This window comes from Streptomyces sp. NPDC002004 (genome assembly GCF_053593975.1).
The window spans coordinates 1-11,314 of the sequence record NZ_JBSFDP010000013.1 but is presented as its reverse complement, the minus strand read 5'-3'; the positions used below and the strand labels follow the sequence as shown (position 1 = coordinate 11,314).

Genomic DNA, 11,314 nt, shown 5'->3' with positions numbered 1-11,314 from the left:
CTGGTGGGCCACATGGAGTGCCAACGATGTCGTGCCGACTCCGCCCATGCCGACCAGCACCGCCACCGCGTGGGAGGCGGACGGCCCGGAACCGGCCCGACCGCTCAGCCGACCTCGGTCACCGTCCCGGCGCCGACGGTGCGCCCGCCCTCGCGGATGGCGAACCCGAGGCCGGGCTCGAGCGGGACCTCGCGGCCCAGCTCGACCGTCATGGTGACGGTGTCGCCGGGCCGGGCGACCGCGGCCTCGCCGAGGTCGACGTCGCCGACCACGTCCGCGGTGCGGATGTAGAACTGCGGCCGGTAGCCGGTCGTGACGGGCGTCGTACGGCCGCCTTCGCGCGCCGACAGGACGTACACCTGCGCAGTGAAGCGGCTGCTCGGCACGACGCTGCCCGGCGCGGCGACGACATGACCGCGGCGCACCGCGTCCCGTGGCACGCCCCGCAGCAGCAGCGCCACGTTGTCGCCGGCCTGAGCCTCGTCCATGGGCTTGCCGAAGGTCTCCAGGCCGGTGACCACCGTGTCCACGGACGCCCCGAGCACCTCGACGCGGTCGCCCACCCGGACCGTGCCGCGCTCGACCGCGCCGGTGACGACGGTCCCGCGCCCGGTGATCGTCAGCACGTTCTCGACGGACAGCAGGAACGGCGCGTCCACGTACCGCTCGGGCATCGGCACATAGGTGTCCACCGCGTCGAGCAGCGCCTCGACGGACGCCGTCCAGCGTGGGTCGCCCTCGAGCGCCCGGAGCCCGGAGACCCGGACGACCGGGGCGGCGTCGCCGCCGTAGCCGTGCGCGGTGAGCAGCTCGCGGACCTCCAGCTCGACCAGGTCGGTGAGCTCCTCGTCCCCCGCGTCGGCCTTGTTGAGCGCGACGACGATGTGGTCGACGCCCACCTGCCGGGCGAGCAGGACGTGTTCGGCGGTCTGCGGCATGATTCCGTCGAGCGCGGAGACGACGAGGATCGCCCCGTCGAGCTGAGCCGCACCGGTGACCATGTTCTTGACGTAGTCGGCGTGGCCGGGCATGTCGACGTGTGCGTAGTGCCGGGTGTCGGTCTCGTACTCGACGTGCGCGATGTTGATGGTGATGCCGCGCGCGGCCTCCTCCGGGGCGCGGTCGATGCGGTCGAAGGGTACGTACCGGGTACCGCCGTCGCTGCCGCGCTCGGCGAGCACCTTGGTGATGGCGGCGGTCAGGGTGGTCTTGCCGTGGTCGACGTGACCCATCGTGCCGATGTTGAGGTGCGGCTTGGTGCGCACGTATGCCGTCTTGGACATGGCTGTTCCTCGAAGGGTGTGAAGAGTGAAGCCCCGGTGACCCGGGACGGGGACCCCTGCGCCTCACCGACCCTCCCCCTGCGGGGTCCGCCGGACGATCCGGGAAGGGTCAGCTTCGGGCGCCGTCGAGAGCAGCCGTGACGATCAGGGCGGCAGCCTTCGGCGCATCCGCGACTGCGGATGCTGCGAGAAGGAAGGCGTGCCGGAACATGTCGTCGATCATCGCCGACGCGGTGGTGCACGTCGAATGGTTTTCGGGGCCGGGAAGTTGACGGTGGCTGTTCCCCGACGCCGCTCCGCTGTGGCGTGCGGTGCCAGGGCCCGCCCGCGGGGAGCGCCCTGCCCCGGCTCAGGCCCCGCGGAGCACACCCCGCCCGGCCTCGTCCACGCGGAGCACACCGCCCCCGGCCCAGCGGACCGCACCGCACCCGACCCCGGCCCCGCGGAGCACATCGCTCCCGGCCCCGGGCCCCGCAGCGCACACCGCTCCCGCCCTGCCCCGCGGACCACACCGCTCCCGGCCGCCCCGGGGCCCCCGCCCCGCGCGGGTGTACGGCAGACGGACACCCTCGTCGGTTACCCTCCCCGGATGTCCGACCCCGCAGTCTCCGTCCCCCCGGCGGACCTCGACGCCGTGTGCGTGGAGGACCGGCCGGTGCCCGCCGAGCGCGTGGACGCCGCGCCCGCAGGCATGCTGCTGCGGTGGGCGAGGGCGTTGCTCTCCCCCTGGTCACGGCTGTCCTTGCTCGTGGTGCTGCTCGCGGCCGCCGGGGGCTGCGTGCTCCTCGTCGAGCCACAGCGGCTGCTGGCGCACGGCTGGCCGCCGCACCTGGGTGGCGTGGCGGCGGCCGTGGTCTTCGCGGTGGCGTACGGGCTGTGCACCGTCGCCTTCGTGCCGCGGCCGATACTGAACCTCGCGGCGGGTGCGGTCTTCGGTTCCGCGCCAGGTCTGGGCGTGTCGCTCGCGGGCACGGTACTGGGCGCCTGGATCGCCTTCGGGCTGGGCCGGGCGCTGGGGCAGGACGCGCTGCGGCCGCTGCTGCGCGCCCGGTGGCTCAGGGCCGTGGACGGGCAGCTCAGCCGGCACGGCTTCCGCTCGATGATGGCGGCCCGGCTGTTCCCCGGTGTCCCCTTCTGGGCGGCGAACTACTGCGCCGCCGTTTCGCGCATGGGCTGGCTGCCGTTTCTCCTGGCCACGCTCCTCGGTTCGGTCCCGAACACCGCGGCGTACGTCGTCGCCGGTGCCCGTGCTTCGGCGCCGACGTCGCCCGCGTTCCTGCTGGCGATGGGGTTCATCGCGGTGACGGGCCTGGCCGCGGCCGTCGTCGCGTGGCGCAAGCGGCACCATCTGCGCGAGACCCCCTAGGCCGGGGTTGTCCTGCGACGTGATCGGCAGGACACCCCCGACGGCCGGCTCGCGCCGTCAGAGCGCTTCGAGGATCGTGGCATTGGCGAGCCCGCCCGCCTCGCACATGGTCTGGAGGGCGTAACGGGCGCCGCGCAGCCGCATCGCGTGGACGAGGGTGGTCATCAGACGCGTGCCGCTCGCGCCGAGCGGGTGACCGAGGGCGATGGCGCCGCCGTGCACGTTCACCTTCTCCGGGTCGGCGCCGGTCTCCTGGAGCCAGGCGAGGACCACGCTGGCGAAGGCCTCGTTCACCTCGAACAGGTCGATGTCGTCCAGCCGCAGGCCCGCCCTGCTCAGCACCTTCTCGGTGGCGGGCAGGATGCCGGTGAGCATCAGGATCGGGTCGGAGCCCGTCACGGCGAAGCTGTGCAGCCGGGCGAGGGGGCGCAGTCCGAGCCGCTCGGCGGTCTCGCTGCTGGTGATGAGGACGGCGGACGCGCCGTCGTTGACGGGGCTGCTGTTGCCGGCCGTGACGGACCAGTCGATCTGCGGGAAGCGTTCGGCGAAGACCGGGTCGGTGAAGGACGGCTTGAGGCCCGCGAGGATCTCGGGGGTGGTGGCCGGACGCACGGACTCGTCGCGGGTCAGCCCCGCGACCGGCGCGACCTCGGCGTCGAACAGACCCGCGTCCCAGGCCTTCGCAGCCTTCCGGTGCGAGGCGGCCGCGAACGCGTCCATCCGTTCCCGCGTGAGGGACCACTTGGCCGCGATCAGCTCGGCGCTGATGCCCTGCGGCACCAGGCCCTCCGGGTAGCGCGCGGCGACGCCGGGCCCGAAGGGGTCGGCGCCGGCGGGCACGTTGGACCACATGGGGACACGGCTCATCGACTCGACGCCGCAGGCGACGACCAGGTCGTACGCGCCCGACATGACTCCCTGGGCGGCGAAGTGGACGGCCTGCTGGGAGGAGCCGCACTGGCGGTCCACGGTGGTCGCGGGCACGGACTCGGGGAAGCCCGCCGACAGCAGGGCGTAGCGGGTGGTGTTCATCGCCTGTTCGCCGACCTGGTCGACGGTGCCGCCGATCACGTCGTCGACCAGGGCGGGGTCGATGCCGCTGCGCTCGACGAGGGTGCGCAGGGTGTGGGCGAGGAGTTCGACGGGGTGGACCGGGGCGAGCGCGCCGTTCGGCTTGCCCTTCCCGATGGGGGTGCGTACGGCTTCGACGATGACGGCGTCACGCATGGCGCGGGCCTCCTTGGCCGGCGAGGGGGTCCCGGGAGCTGCGGCAGCGGGACCACCCGTGAATAAGTTGGAAAACCAAACTCACTATAGCCAAGTGGGTTGGAAAAACGAACCCTCCCCTAGACTGAGGCGCATGAAGGATCCGCGTCCCTGCTCGATCGCCGACACGCTCGCCCTCGTGGGCGAGAAGTACTCCCTGCTGGTGCTGCGCGAGGTGACGCTGGGCGCAGGACGGTTCGACCAGCTGGTACGGAACATCGGGGCGCCGCGCGACATCCTCGCGACGCGTCTGAAGCGGCTCGTCGACGCGGGGATCCTGGAGAAGGTGCCGTACAGCGAGCGCCCGCAGCGCTTCGAGTACCGGGCGACGGCCGCGGGCCTGGAGCTGGAGGCGGTCCTGCTGACCCTCATGGCCTGGGGCGACCGGCACCTGCACCCCGACCGGCGTCCGATGATCCTCGAGCACAGCTGCGGTCACGAGCTGCGAGCCGCCGTCACCTGCTCGGCCTGCGGCGAGGAGGTACGGCACCAGGATCTGGCGGCGCATCCGCAGGCCCCGGGCTGGACGGCGACGGGCCCGGTCTCCGCCTGACGACGCCCCGCGGCGGGCGGCGGCGCCGCGGCAGCGTGATCGTCGCTATGCCGCCGTCGGCATCATGATGTGCCGGTGGACGAGTTCGTACGACCGCAGGCGGTCGGCCAACGCGTAGACGGGCGTCACCAGCATGAGTTCGTCCGCACGGGTCAGGTCCACCAGGTCCGTCAGGCTCTTCGCGACCGTCTCGGGTGAGCCGTATGCCTGTTGGGCGCGGAAGCCTTCCAGCGCCTGCGCCTCCTCAGCGGTGAACGAGTGGCCGGCTGCCCGGTCGGGCGTGGGGAAGGGGATGTCGCCGCGTCCCTTGAGGAGCCCGGCCTTGACGACGTTCATCGGGCCGGCGAGCCGGTCCGCCTCCTGCTGCGTCTCGGCGCACACCGTCTCCACGCACACCAGCACCCGGGGGCGCTCGCACCAGCGGGAGGGGGAGAAGTGCTCGCGGTAGTGATCGAGTGCGGCGAGGGTGTTGTCGGGACGAATGTGATGGGCGAAGGCGATCGGCAGTCCGAGTTCCGCAGCGAGCGCGGCGCCGGCCGTGCTCGAGGACAGCAGCCACGGCTCCGGCAGCGGGCCGAGCGCGACCTCGTCCACCAGGAAACGCAGCGTCGCCGACACGTCGTCGCGGTACTCGTCGTCCGATATCGGTCCGGCTCCACGCCGCAGGGCCCGCGCCGTCGGCTCGTCGAAGGTACCCGGGCCACGGCCGATGCCGAGGTCGATCCGGTCCGTGTGCAGCGCGGCCAGCGTGCCGAACTGCTCCGCGAGCATGATCGGGGCGTGGTTCGGGGCGAGAACGCCCCCGGAACCGAGACGGACGGACGATGTCAACGCGGCCGCGTGCGCGGTCAGTACAACAGGAGGGAACGCGCCGATGGCCGGGGAATGGTGATGCTCGGCGTACCAGAGCCGCCGGTAACCGAGGGCGTCGACGCGCCGGGCGAACTCGGCGGTGTCGCGTAACGTGTCTGCGGCCGAGGCGCCCGCCTGGACCATGGCGACCTCGAGCGCACTGAGCGGAACAGTGATCATCCGGTCAGTATAGGAAGCGTCCATCGGAGGCCCCGCCGTATCGCGGCGACGCCGTTCGGACCGCTCCACCGGCTCCAAGTGCCAAGTTCTCCGCACGAATCGGGAAGTGACTCGACGGCCCTGTCACCGGTCGTTCCGACGCCGCACGGGGACACCGCGCACGCGCACGCCCATGGGTCGGCGCACGCGTGCGGCCCGCGGCCCGGTTCCGGTCACATGGTTCGTGGTTCGCGCCAGGGAGTCGCCCGGTCGGGGCGATTCTGCGCACGCCTCTTGGAACGGCCGGGCGGGTGCCCAACACTGAGCCGATGACGCAGCGCGTGGAACTCGCGATGGTGATCGACCGGCTCTCCATCGATGCCCTCGTCACCCAGTACGCGGTGGCCGTGGACGACGGAGACTGGGAGGCGTACCGGCAGCTCTTCACGGCGGACGGGCGCGCGGACTACCGGTCCGCCGGCGGCATCGAGGGCGATGCCGAGCGGATCGCCGCATGGCTGGCGCGGACCATGGAGCTGTTCCCCATGCGCCAGCACCTCATCGTGAACCGGATGGTCCGGTTCGGGACCCTGGAGCACGACACGGGTGACACGGCGGGCGTGCGGGCCGACTACGTCAATCCCATGCGGCTCGCGGCCGACGGCGAGAGCGGCGGCGGCTCGGTGGTGCCCGACTTCGTGTGCGGCGGCCGCTACACCTTCTCGCTCAGGCGTACGGCCGACGGGTGGCGGCTGAGCCGGGTCGTGGTGGAGGAGAAGTGGCGCCGTGTCCCCGGGCCGGGTCAGGCGTCCGGCGGGGCGGGCGCCCGGGTGCCGCAGCCCCGCGACTCCTGACGCCACATCCGCGGGTGCCGCAGCCCCGCGACTCCTGGGGCGATGCCCGGGAAGGCCCCCTGTCCGGCATCGCCCGGAGCGCGCACACTGGACGCGCACGCACCGGGCGCCGACGGGCGAGGAGGCGGGCATGAACGTGCTCGACGACGACGGTGCGCGACGGCCCGGACAAGGCCTCGTTCGGGGTGTCGCGCGGAGCCGGGGGCAGCGTCCGGCCCTCGCGGGGCTTCCTCGTGCCCTCCGGTTCGCGCAGGGCGTGCGCCGTTCCCGCCCCCCGCGGCCCGCGCCGGAACAGGACAGCCTTCCCTCCTCCGCGGCCGGACCGGCCCGGCCCCCGGATCCCGGCCCCGGCTCCCGGCCCACGGCCGGCCGTAGGGACGCCCGTCGGCCCTGGCACCGCGTGCCGCTCGACCGCCTTCACCGGCTCCTCGGCCCCCGGTTCCTCCGCTCCCCCTGGCGGCGCGGCGCCCTGGCCGTCCTGGCGGGCGCGCTGCCGGCCCTCGCCTTCCCGGCACCGGCCCTGTGGTGGTTCGCCTACGTCGCCCTGGTCCCGTGGATGCTGCTGATCCGGTCCGCGCGCACCGAGCGCCGGGCGGTGTACGACGGATGGCTCGGCGGACTGGGTTTCATCCTGGCCGTGCACCACTGGCTGCTTCCCAGTCTGCACGTGTTCACCGTCGTCATCGCCGCACTGCTCGGTCTGCTGTGGGCGCCCTGGGGCTGGCTGGTGCACCATCTGGTGGGCGGCGCGCCGGCGCCGGGCCGGGCCGCCGCGGCGCTCGTGGTGGTGCCGTCGGGCTGGTTGCTGATCGAACTGGTCAGGTCCTGGCAGGGGCTGGGCGGCCCGTGGGGCCTGCTGGGCTCCAGCCAGTGGCAGGTGGCGCCCGCGCTGCGGCTCGCGTCGCTCGGCGGGGTGTGGCTCGTCAGCCTGTTCGTCGTCGCCGTGAACACCGGCTTCGCCCTGCTCGTCGTGGACCGGCCGGCCCGCACGCCCGCCGTCGCGGGGCTGGTCGCCGCGGCGGCCGTGACCTCCGCGGCGTGGGCCTGGGCTCCTCGCCCGGAGCCGGAGGGGAGCGTCCGTGTCGCAGTGGTGCAGCCCGGTGTGATCGACGGGCCCGGGAGCGCGCAGCACCGGTTCGACCGGGAGGAGGCGCTGACCCGGACCCTTGTGGGTCAGCACCCCGACCTGGTGGTGTGGGGCGAGAGCAGTGTCGGATACAACCTCGCCGAACGCCCCGATCTGACCGCCCGGGTCGCGACGTTGTCCCGCCGGGTGGGCGCCGATGTACTGGTGAACGTCGACGCGCGCCGCCCCGGGGTCCGTGGTCAGGACGGGCCGGGCATCTACAAGAGCGCCGTGCTCGTGGGCTCCCACGGGCCGACCGGGGACCGCTACGACAAGATGCGGCTCGTGCCGTTCGGCGAGTACGTACCGGCGCGTTCGGTCCTGGGCTGGGCGACCTCGGTGGGCCGGGCCGCCGGGGAGGACCGCGTCCGCGGTTCGCGTCAGGTCGTGATGCACGCGGGGCACGGGCTGCGGTTCGGACCGCTGATCTGTTTCGAGTCGGCGTTCCCCGACATGAGCCGCAATCTGACCCGGGACGGCGCGGGGTTGCTGGTGGTGCAGTCGTCGACGTCGACGTTCCAGCACAGCTGGGCGCCGGAGCAGCACGCGTCGCTGGCCGCGCTGCGTGCCGCCGAGACGGGCCGCCCCGTGGTGCATGCCACGCTCACCGGCGTCTCGGCCGTGTACGGCCCGGACGGAGAGCGGGTGGGCTCCTGGCTTCCCACGAGCGCGAGCACGGCGGCGGTGTACGACGTGCCGCTCTCGGGGGGCGTCACGCCCTACGTCCGCTACGGCGACTGGCCGGTGCCCGGAGCGCTCGTGGTGATCACGCTGTTCTGCGCGGCGGAGGGCGCCCGTTCCCTCAGGCGCTCTGCTGCTCGGCCGCTCGTACCACCTGCTCGCACAGCTCATGGGTCGCCAGGGCGTCCCGGGCGCTGAGCACCTTGCCCGCACGGACGGCGTCCAGGAAGGCGAGGACCGCCTGCTCGATCCCACGCTGCCTGGCCACCGGCACCCAGTCGCCGCGGCGGCGCAGGGTGGGCTGGCCCTTGTGGTCGGTGACCTCGGACAGGTTCAGCACCTGTCGCTTGCTGTCCTGGCCGGACACTTCGAGGACTTCCTCCGCCGAGCCGCTGAGCCTGTTCATGACGCCCAGCGCGGTGAAACCGTCCCCTGCGAGCGTCAGCACGACGTGGTGCATCAGCCCGTCCCGGACCCGGGCCCGCACCGCGACGTGGTCGACGGGGCCCGGCGCCAGGAACCGCAGGGTGTCCACGACATGGATGAAGTCGTCGAGGACGAGTGTGCGGGCCTCCTCGGGCAGCCCGATGCGGTTCTTCTGCATCAGGATCAGCTCGCGCGGGTGGTCGGCGCACTGGGCATAGGCAGGTGCGTAGCGCCGGTTGAAGCCCACGGCGAGGCTCGTGCCCCGGTCCTCTGCGAGCCGTACGAGCCGCTCCGCATCGGCGAGTTGGTACGCCAGCGGCTTGTCCACATAGGTCGGGACGCCCGCCTCGAGGAGCCCGGCCACGATCTCGGGGTGCGCGCCGGTCGGCGCGTGGACGAACGCGGCGTCGAGGTCCTGCGCGAGGAGCGAGGCGAGGTCGGTGTGGCAGCGCTCGTCGGGGACGTGGTGGCGTGCGGCGACGTCCGCGAGGGTGGCCGGGGTCCGTGTCTGGAGGTGCAGGTCGACGCCGGGCAGGGCGGTGAGCACCGGCAGATACGCCTTCCGCGCGATGTCTCCGAGACCGATGCAGCCGACCTTCACCGAACTTCACCTCGTGTCGTCGTACGGGCCCCGGCGCGCCGTCGGCCCGGGGAGGGCCCGGCCACCACCCGGGTGGCTCACGCGGTGCGGGACGTGTTCCGTGCCTCGGAAGCATACGGCTGCTGCGGAGGCCGCCAGTCCGCGATGCCGTCGAAGGACCGCAGTACCAGGCCCGGCCCGAAGCGTGAGACCGCCGCGACCAGACCGGTGCGCAGCGCGACGCCCGTGCGGCTGCCGACCGCGGCGAGGCGGGCGGCCCGGGCGGCTTTGCGGACCACGGCCGTGGTGCGCGGGAGCCGGTCGGCGGAGTACGCGGCGAGTGCGGGGTCGGCGCCGGGGGGCGCGTGGTGCGCGAGCACGATCCCGTCCTCGATGGCCTGGTTCCCGCCCTGGCCCAGGGTGGGCGCCATGGCGTGCGCGGCGTCGCCGACCAGCACCGTCCTGCCCCGGTGGAAGGCCGGCAGCGGCGTGGTCAGGTGGTGGACGTCGTTGCGCAGCACGGGGCCGTGCGCGGCGGCCGCGATGATCGTGGGGATCGGGTCGTGCCAGTCACCGAACCGGCGCAGCAGCTCGGCGTGTTCGCCGTCGGGGGCATGCCCGCCCTCGGGGACGGCAGCCGCGGCGTAGGCGTAGACCCGGCCGTCCTTCAGCGGCTGGGTTCCCCAGATGGCGCCGCGCCCCCAGGTCTCGTGGGGCGCGAAGGGCAGTTCGGGAGCGGGCACGACGACGCGCCAGGCGGTGAGCCCCGCGTACGTCGGCCCGGGGTGCTCGGGGAACAGGACACCGCGTACACCCGAGCGGATGCCGTCGGCGCCGATCACCAGGTCCGCCTCCAGTTCGCCGCCGGGGGTGCCGACGACGGCCCTGCGGCCGCCCGCGGCACCGGAGTCCAGGAGCCGGGCGGGCGCGCCGGTGCGCACGGCGCCGTCGGGCAGCCGGGCCGCGATCCGCTCGACGAGGGTCGCGCGGTGGACCAGGACCAGCGGCCCGCCGAACCGCTCCCGCGCGGCGTCCGCGTGGGTGTGGTTGACCCAGCGGCCCGCGGGGGTGCGCATGCCTCCGTCGCCCTGCCAGGCCGCGAGCGCGCGGATCTCGTCGCCGAGCCCGATGACGTCCAGTGCGCGTTGAGCGTTCGGGGCGAGACCGATGCCGGCGCCCGCGGGTTCGAGCGACGCGGCCCGCTCCAGCACGGTCACGTGCCAGCCCCGCCGGTGCAGCGCGACGGCTGCGGTCAGCCCTCCGATGCCGCTGCCGATGACGACTGCGTGGGACCCGGACGCCTCTGCGGACATGACTTCTCCCCGAAACTACATCTGTAGTGACCTGTCATCCCGACCGTACTACACCCGTAGTGAAACGGACAGATGGCGATAGGTTGGCCGTCATGTCCGTACGCACCCCTGCCGACCCCTCGTCCGCGGACCGCCCGGCCCGGAGCAGCTCCGGTCCCCGGAAGGCGCGGGAGCCGCGGGGCCTGCCCGGCGAGGACCGCGCCACCCTCGTCGCCGACACGGCGCTCGCGCTGCTCACCGAGCGGGGCATGCGCGGGCTGACGCACCGGGCGGTCGACGAGGCGGCCGGGCTTCCGCAGGGCTCCACCTCCAATGTCGCCCGGACCCGGCTGGCCCTGCTCGAGGCCGCCGTGCGGCGCCAGGCGGAGCGCGAGGCACAGGTCCTCACCGTCGACGAGCTGCCCGACCCCGCACGCGGCCCGGCCTCGCTCACAAACGCCCTGGCACTCGCCCTACACCGCTACCTGACGGACCACCGCGAACTGCTCGTCTCGCGGTACGAGTTGGCGCTCGAGGCCACACGGCGGCCGGAGCTGCGCGCCTTCTACGACGCCACCGGGCGGCAGTTCCGCGACCCGCTCACCGAGGTGCTGCGGGCGGCGGGGTCACCGGATCCGGAACGTCACACGCTGTCACTCGTGGCGTACTGCGACGGGCTGATGTTCTCCTGTGCCGCGGGCTCGTTCCACGCCGCGGTCCCGACCCTGGACGAACTGCGCACGGGCTTCAAGGAGCTGCTCGGGGGCATGCTGGGCGGTTGACGGCCCGCGCCACGAGGCGGGGCTCGTCGATCTTGTGCTTCCGCTTTGAACCCTACGTCAACTTCAGGCGCTCGGCAGACCCGGGAGAGTGACC

The 11,314-nt window shown here is 73.5% G+C and carries 10 protein-coding genes; 5 read left to right on the top strand and 5 right to left on the bottom strand.

The genetic code is table 11. The annotated features are described in order from the left end of the window. Positions 1 to 104: 104 nt before the first annotated feature. Positions 105 to 1,283 (bottom strand): elongation factor Tu, encoded by a 1,179-nt coding sequence (gene tuf / locus ACWCP6_RS20570; RefSeq protein ID WP_450933900.1) that lies wholly within the window; start codon positions 1,281 to 1,283, stop codon positions 105 to 107. Between the two features lie 691 nt (positions 1,284 to 1,974). Here tuf and ACWCP6_RS20565 point away from each other — a divergent pair. Beyond that, positions 1,975 to 2,649, top strand: coding sequence for a TVP38/TMEM64 family protein (locus tag ACWCP6_RS20565; RefSeq protein ID WP_450934078.1), 675 nt, complete (start codon positions 1,975 to 1,977; stop codon positions 2,647 to 2,649). Positions 2,650 to 2,706: 57 nt separating this feature from the next. Here the strand turns inward: ACWCP6_RS20565 and ACWCP6_RS20560 are convergent, their stop codons facing one another. Then, on the bottom strand, positions 2,707 to 3,876 hold the full coding sequence (locus ACWCP6_RS20560) for a thiolase family protein (RefSeq protein WP_450933899.1): 1,170 nt from the start codon (positions 3,874 to 3,876) through the stop codon (positions 2,707 to 2,709). A gap of 133 nt (positions 3,877 to 4,009) precedes the next feature. On the opposite strand from ACWCP6_RS20560, the gene ACWCP6_RS20555 reads away from it, so the two are divergent. Beyond that, positions 4,010 to 4,468 carry a winged helix-turn-helix transcriptional regulator gene (locus ACWCP6_RS20555; protein ID WP_450933898.1) on the top strand — a complete coding sequence of 153 codons (459 nt, stop codon included), beginning with the start codon at positions 4,010 to 4,012 and terminating at the stop codon, positions 4,466 to 4,468. A gap of 45 nt (positions 4,469 to 4,513) precedes the next feature. Here the strand turns inward: ACWCP6_RS20555 and ACWCP6_RS20550 are convergent, their stop codons facing one another. Continuing rightward, a complete protein-coding gene (locus ACWCP6_RS20550) occupies positions 4,514 to 5,500 on the bottom strand; it encodes an LLM class flavin-dependent oxidoreductase (RefSeq protein ID WP_450933897.1) in 987 nt (328 codons plus the stop codon). Between the two features lie 308 nt (positions 5,501 to 5,808). On the opposite strand from ACWCP6_RS20550, the gene ACWCP6_RS20545 reads away from it, so the two are divergent. Together ACWCP6_RS20545 and lnt are read left to right on the top strand one after the other, a co-directional pair. Continuing rightward, entirely contained in the window at positions 5,809 to 6,333 is a 525-nt protein-coding gene (locus ACWCP6_RS20545; protein WP_450933896.1) for a nuclear transport factor 2 family protein, read from the top strand. A gap of 400 nt (positions 6,334 to 6,733) precedes the next feature. Further along, positions 6,734 to 8,338 carry an apolipoprotein N-acyltransferase gene (lnt, locus tag ACWCP6_RS20540; RefSeq protein ID WP_450933895.1) on the top strand — a complete coding sequence of 535 codons (1,605 nt, stop codon included), beginning with the start codon at positions 6,734 to 6,736 and terminating at the stop codon, positions 8,336 to 8,338. Here lnt and ACWCP6_RS20535 read toward each other — a convergent pair. Beyond that, on the bottom strand, positions 8,262 to 9,167 hold the full coding sequence (locus ACWCP6_RS20535; RefSeq protein WP_450933894.1) for a Gfo/Idh/MocA family protein: 906 nt from the start codon (positions 9,165 to 9,167) through the stop codon (positions 8,262 to 8,264). The two genes, lnt and ACWCP6_RS20535, sit on opposite strands and share 77 nt — an antisense overlap. Positions 9,168 to 9,244: 77 nt before the next feature. Continuing rightward, a complete protein-coding gene (locus ACWCP6_RS20530) occupies positions 9,245 to 10,459 on the bottom strand; it encodes an FAD-dependent monooxygenase (RefSeq protein WP_450933893.1) in 1,215 nt (404 codons plus the stop codon). Positions 10,460 to 10,551: 92 nt separating this feature from the next. Between ACWCP6_RS20530 and ACWCP6_RS20525 the strand changes: the two genes are divergently transcribed. Further along, positions 10,552 to 11,220 (top strand): TetR/AcrR family transcriptional regulator, encoded by a 669-nt coding sequence (locus ACWCP6_RS20525; RefSeq protein WP_450933892.1) that lies wholly within the window; start codon positions 10,552 to 10,554, stop codon positions 11,218 to 11,220. Positions 11,221 to 11,314: the final 94 nt, after the last annotated feature.